Origin of the sequence: Flexivirga aerilata, assembly GCF_013002715.1 — a bacterium.
Classification (GTDB): domain Bacteria; phylum Actinomycetota; class Actinomycetes; order Actinomycetales; family Dermatophilaceae; genus Flexivirga; species Flexivirga aerilata.
Genome location: NZ_JABENB010000003.1, coordinates 552008 through 568911, shown reverse-complemented (window position 1 = coordinate 568911; position 16904 = coordinate 552008). Strand labels below are relative to the sequence as shown.

The window sequence follows — 16904 nt, the reverse complement described above, 5'->3', positions numbered from 1 at the left end:
CATGGCATTCTTCGGCAAGCGCCGCGACGACCCGGCCGCCGCGATCGACGCCTTCTGGGCGTGGTGGGCCGACGGCGGCTCGCGGACGATCGCGATGGACACCGCCGGCCCGGAGACCGCGATCGAGCTCAGCAAACGGGTTGCCGCCATCGAGGAGGGCCTCGCCTGGGAGCTGGCCCGCGGGCGCGAGTCCGCGCATCTGCTGGTGGTCACCGCCGCCGGCGACCCCGAGCTGCGGGCGGTCGCCCGCCGCTGGCTGCGCCGGGCGCCGGAGGCGGACTTGGTGTGGTCCTACGCCGACTCGCGGCAGCCGGTCGCCGACCTCGCCGGGCACGGCATCGAGATCGACGACGTGCAGGTCGGCCTCGACGACGCCCGGGTCGGCGTACGCCGTCAGGGCAGCCGCGTCGACGTCACCTTCTACCACCCGCGGCTGGCGGATCTGCGCGAGCAGCAACGACTTTCGATCTCCTTCCTGGCGCTCGACGCGGCGCTCGGCGAGGAGGCGACGGAGACCTGGATCGGTGAGCTGGTGACCAGCACCGAGCCGCCGCTCGACGGGTTCGGCCTCGCCGGGCTGCGGGCGGTCGTGCGCGACCTGCGCGAGGAGTTCACCGCCGCCGACGGCGAGCCGCAGTGGCTCGTGCTGCAGGGATCCGGTCCGAAAGGCCCGGTGTCGGCGGTCGCGCAGGTGCCGCTCGCGGCCGCGTGGGCTCCGCACCTGGACAGCCACATCGTGGTCGCCGCGCCCTACGCGCAGAAGGACGACAACGACCTGCCGAGCAACGGCTCACTGACCGCGCTGCGCCGGCTGCAGGACCACATCACCGACCGGCTCGAGGGCCAGGGCCGCGTGGTCGCGCGCGAGAGCAGCGGCGGCACCTGCCTGCTCCACGTGTATGCCGAGGGCTCCACCCCCGCCGCGGACCAGGTGAGGGCGGCGGTCGCGGGCTGGCCGGACGGCAAGGTCAAGGTCTCGGTCGAGGCCGACCCCGGCTGGGCCGGTGTCGCGCACCTGCGTGGCTGACGGACGACTCGTGCCTCGTCGTCCGGCAGCCACGCGATGCCTGTCTGTCCGTCCTCCGGCCGGCACGTGCGTGGCTGACGCGCCGTAGCATGCGCGAAACATGGCTGTGATTGGCTGGAGGACGTGAGCAACGAAACCAGCCCCCTGCGCGTGATCGTCGCCGAGGACGAGGCGATCATCCGCCTCGACATCGCCGAGATGCTGCGCGACGCCGGCTACGAGGTCGTCGCCGAGGTGGGCGACGGCCGGCAGGCGGTCGACCAGGCCGCGCAGCTGCGCCCCGACCTGGTCGTGATGGACGTGAAGATGCCCGTGCTCGACGGCATCAGCGCCGCCGACGAGATCGGCGCGGCCGGCATCGCGCCGGTGGTGATGCTGACCGCGTTCTCGGACAAGGAGCTGGTCGAGCGCGCGTCCGACGCGGGCGTGATGGCCTACGTGCTCAAGCCCTTCACGATCGACGACCTGCGCCCGGCGATCACCGTCGCACGGTCCCGCTGGTCGGAGCGCAAGGCGCTGGAGCAGGAGGTCGCCGACCTCGGTGACCGGCTCGCGACCCGCAAGAGCCTGGACCGGGCCAAGGGCATCCTGATGAAGCAGCTCGGACTCGACGAGCCCGGTGCGTTCCGCTGGATCCAGAAGACCGCGATGGACCGCCGACTCGGCATGCGCGAGGTCGCCGACGCGGTGATCAACGGGGCCGAGCACCCGTCGTCCTGACTGGTCGGGCGTCCAGGACTTTGCAATTCGCAGCATCTGGACGGTCGTTTCATCACGAACCGGCCTCGAAAGGTCTGAAATTGCGCGCCATCTGCACGAATTCGCTCTAATCTTCGGTTCCACGCGCGAGCGCACTGGGCGAACGCGTGTCCTGTCTCAGGAGGAACCTTCGTGCGTGCAACGCAGAAACTCGCCATCCCGGCGATCGTGGCAGTGATGGCCGTGGCCGGCTGCGCCAACAGCAGCTCCGGCAGTGGAGGGGGCAGCGGTTCGGGTGGGGCCCTCGGCGGTGACCTCAAGAACCTGCCCGCGCAGTCCAAGATCGACGTCCCGGCGGACGCGGTGAAGCCGGCCGGTGACGGCAAGGCCAAGTGCTCCCCGAACACCACCATCGCGTATGTCGGTGCGATGACCGGCGACAACGCGCAGCTCGGCATCAACATCTACAACGGCGTGCAGCTCGCGATCAACGAGCACAACAAGGCCAACCCGGGCTGCCAGGTGAAGTTCATCAAGTCCGACACCGAGGGTGACGCCACGAAGGCGACCGGTCCGGTGGCCGCGATCACCAAGAACCAGAACGTCGTCGGCGTGATCGGCCTGCCGTTCTCGAGTGAGTCCAAGGCGACCGGCGCCGCGTTCGAGTCGGCGGGTCTGGTGCACATCACCCCGTCGGCGACCAACCCGACGCTGACCGCCAACGGCTGGACCACGTTCTTCCGCGGTCTCGGCAACGACAACGTGCAGGGTCCGGCCGTCGCCAAGCTCGCCAAGAAGCTGGGCGCCAAGAAGGTCTTCGTCATCGGCGACGACTCCGACTACGGCTCCGGCCTGTTCAAGACCGCCAAGGAAGGCCTGGACAAGGCCGGCATGACGGCGGGGGAGGACCACACGGTCGGCAAGCAGACCGACTTCTCCTCGACGGCTCAGAAGGTCATCGACTCCAAGGCCGACGCGGTGTTCTACGCCGGCTACTACAACGAGGGCTCGCCGCTGGACCAGCAGCTGGTGCAGAAGGGCTTCAAGGGCGTCTTCTTCGGCCCCGACGGTGTCAAGGACGACCAGTTCATCAAGCTCGCGGGCGACTCCAGCAAGAACGCCTACTTCACCTGCCCCTGCATCCCGGGCGACCTGATCCCGAGCTTCGCCTCGGCATACAACAGCGTCTCGGGCGGCAAGGCGGCCGGCACCTACTCGGTCGAGGGGTATGACGCCACGACCATCCTGCTCACCGGCATCGACAAGGGCGACACCACCCGCGCCAAGCTGAAGGACTTCGTCAAGAACTACGACGCCAGCGGACTGTCCAAGAAGTACAAGTGGGACAGCAAGGGGGAGCTGTCCGACCTGGTCGTCTACGGCTACAAGGTGGAGAACGGCAAGATCGTTTCCGTCGGCAAGATCGACTGATCACCGGATCGCATCCGGATCGCACACGACGGAACCGGCCGGGCACGGATGCCCGTGCTCGGCCGGGTTCGGTTCTCACTGAATACTATTCGTCAAAAGATGAAGGGTCTCACCCTTGCTTGCCGCCATGCCTGCTGACACCTGGGTCAGCTTCGACTTCACCGCATTGCACGACCAGTTCTGGAGCGCGACCTTCGACGGGCTCACCTTCGGCGCGATCTACGCGCTGGTCGCCCTCGGCTACACGCTCGTGTACGGCGTGCTCAACCTGATCAACTTCGCGCACTCCGAAGTGTTCATCACCGGCGCCTACGCGGTCGTGTTCACCCTCTCCTGGCTGGGTTTCGGGGCGTCGCCGCCGAACCTGTCCACGGTGGCGATCATCGGCGACCTCGTCCTCGCGTGTCTGGCGGCGATGGCCGCGGCCGCGATCGTCGCGCTCATCATCGAGCGCGTGGCGTACAAGCCGCTGCGTGACCGCGGTGCCCCGCGGCTGGTCTTCCTGATCACCGCGATCGGCATGTCCTTCGTGATCCAGTACGCGATCTTCTGGTGGCGCGGCGCCAACAAGGAGGAGGCGGTGATCATGTTCCAGGCCAAGCCGGTCTTCGACATCTTCGGCGCCATCATCACCAGCGACCAGGTCATCATCGTCACCGCCGCCGTGGTGATGATGGTCGCGGTCGACCAGTTCATCCGGCGCACCCGCCTCGGGCGCGGCATCCGCGCCGTTGCCCAGGACCCCGACACCGCGACGCTGATGGGCGTGAACAAGGAGCGCATCATCATGACGACGTTCGTCATTGGTGGTGTGCTGGCCGGCGCCGGCGCGCTGTTCTACATCATGAAGATCCCGTCGGGCGCGGTCTACAACGGCGGCTTCATCCTCGGCATCAAGGCCTTCACGGCGGCGGTGCTCGGCGGCATCGGCAACATCCGCGGGGCGCTCCTCGGCGGCCTGCTGCTCGGCGTGATCGGCAACTACGGCCAGGTGCTGCTCGGCCGGTCCGACTGGACCGACGTCGTCTGCTTCGTGGTGCTCGTCCTGGTGCTGATGGTGCGGCCGGAAGGCATCCTGGGCTCCAATCTGGCGAAGGTGCGTGCGTGATGATGAGCAGCACCGAGGAAAGAGGCGCGGCATGAGCTTGAGCGGCGACCGAGCCGAGGACACGAACGCAGTGAGGCCCGCAGGCGAGGGAAGAGGCGCGGCATGAGCATGGGAAACGCGCCGATGGGCGGCGCCGCGCAGGCGCAGGACAAGCAGGACCAGCAGCTCGCGATGAGCACCCGCAAGGGCAGGTTCGCCGGGCTCGGCACCTGGTGGAACAACCTCGAGCGCTGGCAGCAGTGGCTGGTGCTCTCGGTGGTCGCGCTGCTGGTGTTCCTGCTGCCGATGATCAACCCGCCGCTGATCACCACCGAGCCGGGGTACGACTTCCCGACCGCGTGCTTCGACATGGCCCGCTTCGCGCTCGCCGCGCTCGGTCTCAACGTCGTCGTCGGACAGGCCGGTCTGCTCGACCTCGGCTATGTCGGCTTCTTCGCGGTCGGCTGTTACGTGGCGGCACTCTGGACGAGTCCGGACTCCTCGCTGGTGCACATCCCCTACCTGTGGACGCTGCCGCTGGCGATGGTCGTCACCGTCTTCTTCGGGATCATGCTCGGCATACCGACGTTGCGACTACGCGGCGACTATCTGGCGATCGTCACCCTCGGATTCGGTGAGATCATCCGCATCCTGGCCACGATCATCCCTGCCCTCAAAGGAAATTCGGGCTTTCAGAACATCGGCCACCCGCCCGGCGGCAGCAAGAGCGACCCGTGGTTCTCCCCGGAGAACCTCACCCCGTGGTACTGGCTCACCGTCGCCATCATCATTGTGATCATGCTGCTGCTCGGAAACCTGGAACGCTCCCGGGTGGGGCGGGCCTGGATCGCGATCCGGGAGGACGAGGACGCCGCCGAGACCATGGGCGTGCCGACGTTCAAATTCAAGCTCTGGGCGTTCGCGATGGGTGCGGCGATCGGTGGCCTCTCCGGCGCGATCTTCGCCGGCGGCATCGGCTACGTGAACAACCAGAAGTTCGACGTGCCGACGTCGATGCTCTTCCTGGCCGCCGTCGTGCTCGGCGGCACCGGAAACAAGTTCGGTGCGGTGCTCGGCGGTGCGATCGTGTCCTACATCCCCAACCGCTTCCTGTCCCTCGCCGATCAGAAGTACCTGATCTTCGGCATCATCCTGGTGATCCTGATGATCTTCCGTCCGCAGGGGCTGCTCGGCGCGCGGAACCATCTGCTGGCGGCCATCGGCAGATTGCGGAGTTGGGTGGGCAGCGCCCCGTCCGGCACCGCGACCGAGGCGGCGACCGGCGCGACCTCGATCAGCCTGCGCAAGGAGGAGGACAAGTGAGCGAGTCGTCCGGCCCGCAGGAGGCCGTGACCGGCCCGGACGGGGTGCCGATCAGCCAGGAGGAGATTGCCGACATCGTCGCGCCCGACCGCGAGATCGCGGTCAGCGAGGGCGAGCCGCTGGTCCAATTGGACGAGTTGACAGTGCAATTCGGCGGCCTCACCGCACTGGACCATGTGACGTTCGACATCAAGCGCGGCGAGATCCTCGGCCTGATCGGACCGAACGGTGCCGGCAAGACGACGTGCTTCAACGCGATGACCGGCGTCTACAAGCCGTCCTCCGGCAACGTCACGATGGAAGGGGTGTCGCTGCTCGGCAAGAAGCGGCACGCGATCACCCGTGCGGGCATCGCGCGCACCTTCCAGAACATCCGGCTGTTCGGTGAGATGACCGCCCTGGAGAACGTCGTGGTCGGGCTGGACGCCCGGCACCGCACGAGCGTCCCGGGCGCAATCTTCCGCACTCCCAGGCATGTTCGCGAGGAGCGGGAGTCGATCGACCGGGGTATGGCGCTGCTGGAGTTCGTCGGCATCGCCGACCAGGCGACCTCCCCGTCGCGCAGCCTGCCCTACGGCTACCAGCGGCGCCTGGAGATCGCGCGGGCGCTCGCGACCGAGCCGAAGCTGCTCTGCCTGGACGAGCCGGCGGCCGGCTTCAACCCGGCGGAGAAGCAGGAGCTGATGCAGCTCATCCGGCAGATCCGCGACGACGGATACACGGTGCTGCTCATCGAGCACGACATGAAGCTCGTGATGGGCGTGACCGACCGCATCGTGGTGCTCGAGTTCGGGCGCAAGATCGCCGAAGGCGCACCGCAGCAGATTCAGCAGGATCCGGCCGTGATCGCGGCATACCTTGGCGTTGAGGAAGACGAGGACGACGATGGCGTTGCTTGAGTTGGACGACGTGAGCGTCCACTACGGGCGCATCCAGGCCATCCACGACATGTCGATCCACGTGGAGGAGGGCGAGATCGTCTCGCTGATCGGCGCCAACGGCGCCGGCAAGACCACCACGATGCGGGCCGTCGCCGGCCTGCTCGGACTGTCGGGCGGGTCGATCACCTTCGACGGCGACGACATCTCGCGCACCAAGGCGCATCTGCGGGTGGTGCGCGGGATCTCGCTGACCCCGGAGGGCCGGGGCATCTTCCCCTCGATGACCGTGCTGGAGAACCTCGACATGGGCGCCTACGCGCGCAAGGACAAGTCGAGCATGTCGGCGGACTTCGACCGGGTCTTCGACCTGTTCCCGCGCCTGAAGGAGCGGCAGAAGCAGAGCGGCGGCACGATGTCCGGCGGCGAGCAGCAGATGCTCGCGATCGGCCGGGCGTTGATGGCGCACCCGAAGCTGCTGCTGCTGGACGAGCCGTCGATGGGGCTCGCGCCGCAGTTCATCCGGCAGATCTTCCGGATCATCAAGGAGGTCAACCAGCAGGGCACCACGGTGCTGCTGGTGGAGCAGAACGCCAACCAGGCGCTCAAGCTCGCCAACCGGGCTTACATCCTGGAGACCGGCCGGATCACCCGTGAGGGCAGCGGCGCCGAGCTCGCCGCCGACGACTCGGTGAAGGCGGCATACCTCGGCGGCTGACCGGGTCGGCGTGCTGGGGCTACTGGCCAGTCGGTTTTGACGCCTGACTGTGCAGGGCCTATGTCGGGCACCCGGGTGAGAGGCGTACGCTGCGGTCTGCAGTCTTTGCAGTCTTTGCAGTCGTAGTTTCAATTACTGGGTTTTCGACTACCGGGTTTCGACTGCTGGGTTCCAATTACTCAGTTACTCACCCGGGTCTCCCACGGAGGGACGTCAATGGCCAGATCGGCCGTACAGGTCGCGCGGGTCAGCCCGGGCGACGAGGAGCGGTTCGCCGCTTTGTGGGTGGAGTCTCGTGCCGCCCAGGGTTTGTCGGCCGACCATGCCGAACGCGCCATCCGCGAGGGTCGCCTGCGGGTCTCGTGTCAGCGCGAGGACGTGCGCATCTACCTCGCGACCATCGACGAGGAGCCGGTCGGCTTCACCGTCGTCATGCACGGCCCGGTCAGTGCGCTCAACGACGACATCGCGGTCTGGATCGACCTACTCTGGGTCAAGCCGGGGCGGCGCCAGCGCGGGGTCGCCAAGGCGCTGCTGGCGATGGTGGCGTCATACGCCGAGCACCTGGGCGCGTCCGACATCGTCTCCTGCGTGCCGGCGACCAGCCGTGACGCCAACCGCTTCTTCGCCCGGCTCGGTTTCGCGTCGGTGGTCACCGAGCGCACCACGACCGCCGCCGCGCTGCGTCGCCGGCTGGCGGGCAGCCACCAGGGTCCGTCGGTGTCGGAGGCAGTACGCCGCAGGCGGTCGCTGCGCGCCCGCTCCCGCACCCGGGTAGCGATGGCCTCCTCGTCGGCGGAGTAACCGGCCGGAAAAGTTTCGCGGAGGATGTCGAGAACCTCCGGGCTGCTCCGTCCCAGGGGTACGAGCCGCCCACCACGGCGGCCCGACACCTCTGGAACAGGAGCAAGACGATGGACCAACAAGACGTCACCGAGGTCCTGAACCGTCCGGGCAGCGCGGAACTACTGGCCCGCGACATTGCGCGCCTGGCGTATGTCGCGGTCGACGGCACTCCGCGGTGCATCCCGATCGCGTTCGCCTGGAACGGCTCGACGTTGGTGCTGTGCACCAGCACCAACGCGCCCAAGCTGCCCTCGCTGCGGCGCAACCCGCAGGTGGCGCTGACGATCGACACCGAGGTCCACCCGCCGAAGATCCTGCTGATTCGGGGCACCGTCGAACTCGACCTCGTGGACGGCATCCCCGAGGAGTATCTGCAGATCAACGGCAGTTACCGGATGAGCGACGAACAGCGGGTGGAGTGGGAGGCCGAGGTGCGCTCGCTCTACCCGGCGATGGTGCGGATCGTCGTGACCCCGACCTGGGCGAAGCTGATCGACTTCGAGCACACCTTGCCCAGCGCCGTCGAGGAACTGGTCCGGGCACGCGCCGCGCGGCAAGATGCCTGAGGCAGGAAGGGAAACCCGACCATGGCCAAATATCTGATGCTCAAGCACTATCGCGGCGCGCCGGCCGCACCGAACGACGTGCCGATGGACCAGTGGACACCGGACGAACTCGCCGCGCACCTGAAGTACATGGACGACTTCGCCGAGCGGCTGGAGCAGACCGGGGAGTTCGTCAGTGGCCAGGCGCTGTCGCCGCAGGGCACCTGGGTGCGGGCCGGTGGCGAGGGGGAGCCGCCCGTGGTCGACGGGCCGTTCGCCGAGACCAAGGACCTGATCGCCGGGTGGATGATCATCGACGTCGAGAGCTACGACCGCGCGGTCGAACTGGCCGGTGAGTTGTCGGACGCCCCCGGCGCCGGTGGCAAGCCGATCCGGGAGTGGCTGGAGCTGCGGCCGTTCCTCGACGACTCGGCTGATCTGACCGAGTGAACGAGACGCAGCTGCGGGACCTGGTGCCCGCGGTCATCGGGGTGCTCGTCCGGCGCGGAGCGGCCTTCGCGTCGGCCGAGGATGCCGTGCAGGAGGCGCTGCTCAAGGCGCTCGAGTCCTGGCCGGGCGACCCGCCGCGCGACCCGATGGGCTGGCTCGTCACCGTCGCGTGGCGCAAGTTCCTCGACGCGCGGCGGGCCGAATCATCGCGCACAGCAAGAGAATTCGCGGTCGACTCTGCGGCCGTGACCGGCCCGGCATACGGCATGGACGACTCGTTGTGGCTCTACTTCCTCTGCGCTCATCCGTCGCTGTCGCCCGGGTCGGCGGTCGCGCTGACGCTGCGCGCCGTCGGTGGTCTGACGACCCGCCAGATCGCTCGGGCGCACCTGGTGCCGGAGGCGACGATGGCGCAACGGATCAGCCGGGCGAAGCGCACGGTCGCGGATGTGCCGCTCGACCGACCGGGGTCGCTCGAGACCGTGCTGCGGGTGCTCTACCTGGTGTTCAACGAGGGGTACGGCGGCGACGTCGAGCTCGCGGTCGAGGCGATCCGGCTGACCCGGCAACTGGCGTCGCTGTCGGACGACCCGGAGGTGGCCGGGCTGCTCGCGCTGATGCTGCTGCACCACTCGCGCCGCGCGTCGCGCACGGACGCCTCCGGCAGGCTGGTGCCGCTGGCCGAGCAGGACCGGGCGCGCTGGGACACCGCACTGATCGCCGAGGGCGTCGGGGTGCTGCAGGCTGCCCTCGCGCGGGACCGGTTGGGCCAGTATCAGGCGCAGGCGGCTATCGCAGCGCTGCACGCGGACGCGGCGAGTGCTGCCGAGACGGACTGGGTGCAGATCGTGGAGTGGTACGACGAGTTGCTCGCCATCGCCGATTCCCCTGTGGTGCGGCTCAACCGGGCCGTCGCCCTGGGAGAGGCCGAGGGGCCGCTCGTCGGGCTGGCCGAGCTCGACCGGCTCGACGCGAGGCTGCCTCGTCATACGGCGGCGCGGGCGCACCTGGTCGAGGCCGCCGGCGACCTGGCCTCGGCCGCACGGTGGTACGCCGAGGCAGCCGACCTCGCGACGAGCGTGCCGGAGCGCGATCATCTGATCCGGCAGGCCGCGCGGCTGCGGCAGGAGTCGGCCGGGCGCGCAAACCGTCAGCAGGAGTGACGCCAGGGTCACGGTCGCTCACGGGATGCGGGCGCCCACGCGCGGGATTACTGGGCCTTGGGTGCGGTGTCGCGCAGCAGACAGGTGATGCGGGAGGTGCAGAGGCGGTTGCCGTCCTCGTCGGTGATCACGACGTCGTACGACGCGAGCGTGCGCCCGAGCGAGAGCGCGGTGGCGGTGCCGGTGACCAGGCCGGAGCGGGCGCCGCGGTGATGGGTGGCGTTGATGTCGAGCCCGACCGCGATGCGGCCCTCGCCGGCGTGCAGCGCCGCGCCCACCGAGCCGAGGGTCTCGGCGAGCACCACACTCGCGCCGCCGTGCAGCAGTCCGTAGGGCTGATTGTTGCCCTCGACCGGCATGGTCGCCACGATCCGCTCCGGGGTCGCTTCGACGAAGTGGATGCCCATCTTCTCGCCGAGCGTGCCGGCATTCATCTCGTTGAAGAACGTCACCAGGTCGGTGCCGCCGGCGGGGGTGGGGGATGTGGCTGCGTTGTCGGTCATGGCCCATAGGGTGGCACGCGTGAAACGCCTGCTGCTGCTCGACGGTCATTCCCTGGCTTACCGCGCCTTCTACGCCCTCCCGGTCGAGAACTTCTCGACCACCACCGGTCAGCCCACCAACGCGGTCTACGGCTTCACCTCGATGCTGATCAACGTGCTGCGCGACGAGGACCCGACGCACGTCGCGGTGTGCTTCGACGTCTCCCGGCAGACCTTCCGGGCGGAGGAGTACGCCGAGTACAAGGCCGGCCGCGCCCAGACCCCCGACGAGTTCAAGGGGCAGGTCTCGCTGGTGCACGAGATCCTCGACGCGCTGAAGATCCGCTACGTCGAACTCGCCGGCTGGGAGGCCGACGACCTCATCGCCACCCTGTCCACCCAGGCGGAGGAGCAGGGCTTCGACGAGGTGCTGGTGGTGAGCGGCGACCGCGACGCGATGCAGCTGGTCACCGACAAGGTGACCGTGCTCTACCCGGCCAAGGGCGTCTCCGACCTGTGGCGCATGACGCCGGCCAAGGTCGAGGAGCGCTACCTGGTGCCGCCGGCCAGCTATCCCGACCTCGCCGCACTCGTCGGCGAGAAGTCCGACAACCTGCCGGGCGTGCCGGGCGTCGGCGCCAAGACCGCCGCCAAGTGGATCAACCTCTACGGCGACCTGCCCGGCATCGTCGACCACGTCGGGGAGATCAAGGGCAAGGTCGGCGACGCGCTGCGCGAGCACCTGGACGGGGTGCTGCGCAACCGGCGGCTCAACCAACTCGTGCGCGACGTCGAGTTGCCGGTGACGGTCGAGGACCTGCAGCGGCAGGTGTGGGACCGCGACCAGGTGCACCAGGTCTTCGACGGCCTGGAGTTCCGGGTGCTGCGTGAGCGGCTGTTCGCCACCCTCGACGCCGCCGGCGAGGAGGCCGAGGGCAGCATCGAGGTCGACGGTCAGGTGCTCGCGCCGGACGACGTCGCCGAGTGGGTCGAGTCGCAGCTGTCGACCGAGGAGCGCGCCGGGGTGCACGTGCTCGGGCAGTGGGCGCGCGGCACCGGCGACGTGCACGCCCTTGCGATCGCCGTGGGCGGCGAGGAGGACGGCCGGGCGGCATACATCGACCTGGAGACGCTGCCGAGCGAGGGCGAGCAGGCCGTCCGCGAGTGGCTCGCCGACCCCACCCGCAGCAAGGTGCTGCACGACGCCAAGGGGCCGATGCAGGCGCTGCACGCGGCGGGCCTCCCGCTCGCCGGGCTGGTCAGCGACACCGCGCTCGCCGCCTACCTCGTGCGGCCCGATCAGCGCGCCTACGACCTGTCCGACCTGGTGATGCGCCACCTGCGCCGGGAGTTGCGGCCCGAGCAGGACGACCCGGCGCAGGGCATGCTCGACCTCGACGGCCACGACTCCGCGGCGCAGGAGGCGATGGTGCAGGCCCGGGCGGTGCTCGACCTGGCCGCCGCGCTCGACGAGGAGCTGCAACGCACCGAGGGCACCACGCTGCTCGCCGACATCGAACTCCCGCTGATCGACGTGCTCGCCCAGATGGAGCGCTTCGGCATCTACGCCGACCCGGACGTGCTCGACGGTCTCGAGCGCGACTACGCCGACTCCCTCGACAAGGCCGCCGAGGACGCCTACGAGGCGATCGACGGGGAGCGGATCAACCTCGGCTCGCCGAAACAGCTGCAGGTGGTGCTCTTCGAGACCCTGCAGATGCCGAAGACCAAGAAGACCAAGACCGGCTACACCACCGACGCCGACGCGCTCACCGAGCTCTACGCCAAGACCGAGCACCCCTTCCTGGAAGCCCTTCTACGACACCGGGATTCGTCCCGGTTGCGGGTGACCGTCGAGGGGCTGATCAAGTCGATCGCCGACGACGCGCGCATCCACACCACCTACCAGCAGACGATCGCCGCGACCGGACGCCTGTCCTCGACCGACCCCAACCTGCAGAACATCCCGATCCGCACCGAGGCCGGCCGCCGCATCCGCGAGGCGTTCGTCGTCGGCTCCGGCTACGAGGCGCTGATGTCGGCCGACTACAGCCAGATCGAGATGCGGATCATGGCCCACCTGTCCGGTGATGCCGGCCTGATCGAGGCGTTCCGCACCGGCGAGGACCTGCACCGCTTCGTCGGATCCCGGGTGTTCGCCGTCGCGCCCGAGGACGTCACCGCCGAGATGCGGGCCAAGGTCAAGGCGATGTCCTACGGCCTGGCCTACGGGCTCTCGGCATACGGCCTGTCCCGCCAGCTGGCGATCAGCACCGGCGAGGCCAGCACACTGATGGAGGAATACTTCGCCCGCTTCGGCGGGGTGCGCGACTACCTGCGCGAGGTCGTCGACGAGGCGCGGCGCACCGGCTACACCGAGACCATGCTCGGCCGCCGCCGCTACCTGCCCGACCTGACGTCCGACAACCGGCAGCGTCGCCAGATGGCCGAGCGTATGGCGCTGAACGCGCCCATCCAGGGCAGCGCCGCCGACGTGATCAAGCTCGCGATGCTGCGGGTCGACGACGCCCTGCGCACCGAGCGGCTCGAGTCCCGGATGCTGCTGCAGGTGCACGACGAGCTCGTGCTCGAGGTCGCGCCCGGCGAGCGGGAGCAGCTGGAGGAGCTGGTGCGTCGCGAGATGGGCGCGGCCGTCGCACTCGACGTGCCGCTCGACGTCAGCGTCGGCGTCGGCAACTCCTGGCACGCGGCCGCGCACTGAGCGGCCGCCTGGCGGCTCAGTGGTAGCGGCTTACCTGCTCAGCAGCGCCCGCCTGCTCGGTAGCGCGGACCTGCTCAGTAGCGCTTGCCGTCCGAGTCGCGCCGCTGGGCGCGGGTTGTGGCCGACTCGGCGTCGGTTGTGGCGGCGCTGTCGGTCGCCGTGGTGGTCTCGGTGACTCTCGTCGTCTGGGTGCCGGTGACCGTCTCGGCGGCCGGCGACTCGTCCCGCCCGTGGCGCGGTCGCTCCTCCCGGTCCGCCAGGTCCGCCCGGTCGTCGGCGCGGTGCCGGTCCCGGCCGGACTCGTCGTCGTCGTGGCGCCGGTCGACATCCGTGCGGACCGCGCGCGTCTCCTGGCGCCGGTCGGCGCCGAAGAGCAGACCACCGACGACCGCGGTCAGCAGGGCGAGCACGATGCAGGCGATCGCGCGGTACTTGTAGACGTCGGCGACCTTGCCGCACGCACCCTCGGCGAAGCCGCCGGTGGCGGGGCTGGACGCCGAACCGCACCCGAAGACCGAGCCGGTGTTGGTGCGCACCCCCGTGATGGGGACGAAGTAGAAGTAGACGGCGCCCACCAGCAGACCGAGTGCGATGAGCACGCAGATCTTGGTGCCGGTGCGCAACGACAGGACGGTGCGGGTCTCGAACTCCTCGGCCATGGTCGGCATGTTACTCACGAGTGAGCTTCGCCGGGGTAACTTACGGCCGCGAGCTGTGCGGCGGTGTCGCGAAGGGGCCGGATCCGCGCCGGATCGGTGCCCGATCAGGGCTGGATCAGCGCCGGGACAAGGGCGGATCAGGGCCGCAGCTGGTCGGGCACGGTCACGAACGCGCGCACCGCGGGACCGCCGGCATCGGCCGGCACCAGGTCGACGGCCTGGCTGCCCGGAGGCTGCGGCGAGCTCCAGCCGCCGCCCGATGTGCGCTCGACCAGGCTCACCCGGGCGTAGGCGTCCGGCGGCAGCCGGTCGGCCCGGTCGACGTGGTAGTCGTCGGTGTCCTCGGCCGTCTTGCGGGCCAGCAGGTAGTAGGCGTGGTAGCCGCGCCGGTCCAGCTGGAAGCCGACCGCCGAGTTCATCGTCAGCGCGGTCAAGCCATCGCCGCCGACCTTGACCCGCGAGCCGGGCGCGACGTGCTCGGTGAGGTAGGGGATCAGCCGGTCGGTCGCGGTGCGGGCGCGGTCCATCGCCGTCCAGTTGGGCGGGGTGGCGCCGACGGAGGCGAACACCGCGACGAGCACGCCGCCGGCGGCGACCGACGCCCAGCCGGTGCGACCGAGGTGGAAGCGGTGCACGTGCTCCGGCGCCAGCTCCCACCCGCGTATGGCGAGCGCCGCGATCAGGAACACCCCGATGGCGAAGACCGGCATCGTCCAGTAGGCGACCGGGATACCGGCCATGTAGGTCAGCCCCCAGGTTTCGGCGGCGACCGCGGCGAGCGCGACCCCGCACGCGGTGCTGCCCGCGGTGTGCGGCAGCTTCCGCCCGCCGAATGCCCCGAGCGCGGTCAGGACCAGCAGCACCGCACCGCAGGACGCGGCGAGTCCGCCGCGGGTGGCGCCGTTGCCCGCGGTGAACCGGCCGAAACCGAGGCTGCCGAGCTGCCCCAGCGGGTAGGCGAAGGCCCGCGACCACGGTGTGCCGTCCGCCTGCGACTCGCTGCGGTAGCGCCACAGCTGCGCGAGATTGTTGGGGGAGTAGAGCACGAGTTCGAGCAGCGACGGCAACCACACCAGCAGCAGCACCCCGCCGGCGATGGCCCACGCACGCAGCGATCTGCGGCGTGCGTCGGGCGACCGGCCCGGGCCGTCGTGGCGGCGCAGCACCCGGACCAGACCGACCAGTGCGAGCACCACGCTGAGCCCGACGACGAACGGCGTGAACGCCAGGTTCGCCTGCGCCACGTAGGAGGCGCTCACGACATACACCCAGAGCATCGCGAGGTAACCGTCGAGGACGGCCCACGCGCTGACCAGCACCAGCAGCGCCGGCAGCGCCGCGACATAGGTGTTGAGCGGCCGGACCAGCACCTCCGGCCCCAGCACCCACTGCAGCACCACGACGGCGGCGACGATCGGGATCGCGGTGCGCGGCCCGCGCAGGCGCCAGGCGATGAGCACGGTGCCGGCGATGGCGAGGCCGTTCAGCACGACGACGGCGGTGAGGATGCCGAGGTTGTGGAAGCCGAAGAGCAGCGCGACCGGCGCCGCCAGGTAGAACTCCAGCGGGCCGGGGTGGTGGCTGTCGACCTTGCCGGCCTGCAGCCCGGAGGTGGAGTTCTGGCCCATCACCGGTGGGTTGGTGCTGAAGACCATCCGGATCCGGTCGGCGATCACGGCGTCGTCACCCTCGGGCGACCAGCCGTGCGCGGCCGTGCGCAGGTAGGCCAACAGCAGCGGCACCAGCGCGATCAGCACCAGGTAGGTGGCGGGGGAGTGAGCGATGAGCCGAAGCCGCCGCGCGACGGACACCGGCATACTCACTCCTCTCGCGATCGGCGGCCCCACATGTTCCGCGCACGTTACCCGTTGGTACCGGCGGTGCGCATAATGCATCTCATGGATGTGTCGGCGGTGGTGCTGGCCGGTGGCGTCGGCTCCCGGATGCGCCCGCTGACCGACCACGCGGCCAAACCGCTGCTGCCGCTCGGTCGTGAGCCGCTCGTCGGCTACCAGTTGCGCCGCCTCGCGGCGGCCGGTGTGCGGCGGGTGGTCGTCGCGACCGGATATCGCGCGGCCGACTTCCCGGGGGTGCTCGGCGACGGCGGCGACCACGGGCTCTCGCTGTCCTATCTCGCCGAGGACGAGCCGCTCGGCACCGGCGGAGCGGCCGCCGCCGCGGCCCGGCTGGTGCCGGGCGCCGGCCGCGTCGTGGTGCTCAACGGCGACCTGCTCTCCAGCCACGACCTGCGCCGGCAGCTCGCCGCCGCGGAGGGTTACCCGCTCACGCTGCACGTGCGGGCGGTGCCGGACGTCGCGGCATACGGTTCGGTGCGGCTGGCCCCGGACGGCCGGGTGCTGGACTTCGCCGAGAAGACCGGCAGCGGGCCGGGCACGGTCAATGCCGGGACCTACGTGATCGACGCGGACCTGCTGCGGGGGCTGCCGGCCGGCCCGGCGTCGCTCGAACGCGACGTCTTCCCGCGCCTGGTCGAGGACAGCGTGCCGGTGCTCGGTCACGTCGACGACGGCTACTTCCGCGACGTCGGCGATCCCTTCGCCTACCGCGACGCGAGCGGTGACGCGGTGAGCGGCCGGCTGCCCGCCGCACCCGCCGGCGACCCCGAGCGGTATGTCGCGGCGACCGCGCAGGTCGCGGCGTCGGCCCGGGTCGACGGTGGCAGCAGCGTGCACGAGGGCGCCGAGGTCGCGCAGGATGCCGCGCTGCACGCGACCGTGGTCCTGCCGGGCGCGCGCATCGGTGCCGGCGCGCGGCTGGAGCGGTGCGTCGTGCCGCACGACGTGGTCGTGCCGGACGGCACCCAGCTGCGGGACACGGTGGTCACCGCGTCGCTGCTCGCCGGGCGGCGCTGAG

At 69.9% G+C, this 16904-nt stretch carries 16 protein-coding genes; 13 read left to right on the top strand and 3 right to left on the bottom strand.

The genetic code is table 11. The features are described from left to right. Position 1: 1 nt before the first annotated feature. The 11 genes from HJ588_RS18245 (at position 2) to HJ588_RS18195 (ending at position 10167) form a co-directional block, all read left to right on the top strand. Positions 2 to 1027: a DUF695 domain-containing protein gene (locus HJ588_RS18245; protein WP_171158307.1), complete on the top strand. Its 1026-nt coding sequence runs from the start codon at positions 2 to 4 to the stop codon at positions 1025 to 1027. A 123-nt stretch (positions 1028 to 1150) separates the two neighbouring features. Then, positions 1151 to 1747 carry an ANTAR domain-containing response regulator gene (locus tag HJ588_RS18240; protein WP_343036794.1) on the top strand — a complete coding sequence of 199 codons (597 nt, stop codon included), beginning with the start codon at positions 1151 to 1153 and terminating at the stop codon, positions 1745 to 1747. A 171-nt stretch (positions 1748 to 1918) separates the two neighbouring features. Then, on the top strand, positions 1919 to 3157 hold the full coding sequence (locus HJ588_RS18235; RefSeq protein WP_343036793.1) for a branched-chain amino acid ABC transporter substrate-binding protein: 1239 nt from the start codon (positions 1919 to 1921) through the stop codon (positions 3155 to 3157). A gap of 127 nt (positions 3158 to 3284) precedes the next feature. Continuing rightward, positions 3285 to 4265, top strand: a complete 981-nt coding sequence (locus HJ588_RS18230) for a branched-chain amino acid ABC transporter permease (protein ID WP_171158305.1) — start codon at positions 3285 to 3287, stop codon at positions 4263 to 4265. 102 nt (positions 4266 to 4367) lie between these two features. Beyond that, a complete protein-coding gene (locus HJ588_RS18225; protein ID WP_212756133.1) occupies positions 4368 to 5567 on the top strand; it encodes a branched-chain amino acid ABC transporter permease in 1200 nt (399 codons plus the stop codon). Between the two features lie 44 nt (positions 5568 to 5611). After that, positions 5612 to 6466 (top strand): ABC transporter ATP-binding protein, encoded by an 855-nt coding sequence (locus tag HJ588_RS18220; RefSeq protein WP_343036810.1) that lies wholly within the window; start codon positions 5612 to 5614, stop codon positions 6464 to 6466. Beyond that, positions 6453 to 7163, top strand: a complete 711-nt coding sequence (locus tag HJ588_RS18215; protein ID WP_171158301.1) for an ABC transporter ATP-binding protein — start codon at positions 6453 to 6455, stop codon at positions 7161 to 7163. The genes HJ588_RS18220 and HJ588_RS18215 overlap by 14 nt, the downstream gene beginning before the upstream one ends. A 216-nt stretch (positions 7164 to 7379) precedes the next feature. Further along, entirely contained in the window at positions 7380 to 7967 is a 588-nt protein-coding gene (locus HJ588_RS18210) for a GNAT family N-acetyltransferase (protein ID WP_171158299.1), read from the top strand. A 110-nt stretch (positions 7968 to 8077) separates the two neighbouring features. Then, the gene (locus tag HJ588_RS18205) at positions 8078 to 8575 is read left to right on the top strand and encodes a pyridoxamine 5'-phosphate oxidase family protein (protein ID WP_171158297.1); all 498 of its coding nucleotides are present in this window, start codon (positions 8078 to 8080) and stop codon (positions 8573 to 8575) included. Positions 8576 to 8596: 21 nt separating this feature from the next. Then, positions 8597 to 9004, top strand: a complete 408-nt coding sequence (locus HJ588_RS18200; protein WP_171158295.1) for a YciI family protein — start codon at positions 8597 to 8599, stop codon at positions 9002 to 9004. Continuing rightward, positions 9001 to 10167 (top strand): DUF6596 domain-containing protein, encoded by a 1167-nt coding sequence (locus HJ588_RS18195; protein ID WP_171158293.1) that lies wholly within the window; start codon positions 9001 to 9003, stop codon positions 10165 to 10167. Before HJ588_RS18200 ends, HJ588_RS18195 begins: the two co-directional genes overlap by 4 nt. Positions 10168 to 10214: 47 nt before the next feature. Here HJ588_RS18195 and HJ588_RS18190 read toward each other — a convergent pair whose 3' ends face one another. Next, positions 10215 to 10670, bottom strand: a complete 456-nt coding sequence (locus HJ588_RS18190; RefSeq protein ID WP_171158291.1) for a PaaI family thioesterase — start codon at positions 10668 to 10670, stop codon at positions 10215 to 10217. A 19-nt stretch (positions 10671 to 10689) separates the two neighbouring features. Here HJ588_RS18190 and polA point away from each other — a divergent pair, with 19 nt between their 5' ends. After that, entirely contained in the window at positions 10690 to 13371 is a 2682-nt protein-coding gene (polA, locus tag HJ588_RS18185; protein ID WP_343036792.1) for a DNA polymerase I, read from the top strand. Between the two features lie 74 nt (positions 13372 to 13445). On the opposite strand, the gene HJ588_RS18180 is transcribed toward polA, so the two are convergent. Both HJ588_RS18180 and HJ588_RS18175 read right to left on the bottom strand, forming a co-directional pair. After that, positions 13446 to 14030 carry a hypothetical protein gene (locus tag HJ588_RS18180; RefSeq protein WP_171158287.1) on the bottom strand — a complete coding sequence of 195 codons (585 nt, stop codon included), beginning with the start codon at positions 14028 to 14030 and terminating at the stop codon, positions 13446 to 13448. Positions 14031 to 14167: 137 nt separating this feature from the next. After that, on the bottom strand, positions 14168 to 15847 hold the full coding sequence (locus tag HJ588_RS18175; protein ID WP_171158285.1) for a hypothetical protein: 1680 nt from the start codon (positions 15845 to 15847) through the stop codon (positions 14168 to 14170). Between the two features lie 81 nt (positions 15848 to 15928). Here HJ588_RS18175 and HJ588_RS18170 point away from each other — a divergent pair, with 81 nt between their 5' ends. Beyond that, positions 15929 to 16903 (top strand): nucleotidyltransferase family protein, encoded by a 975-nt coding sequence (locus HJ588_RS18170; protein WP_171158283.1) that lies wholly within the window; start codon positions 15929 to 15931, stop codon positions 16901 to 16903. The last annotated feature ends 1 nt before the right edge of the window (position 16904 follow it).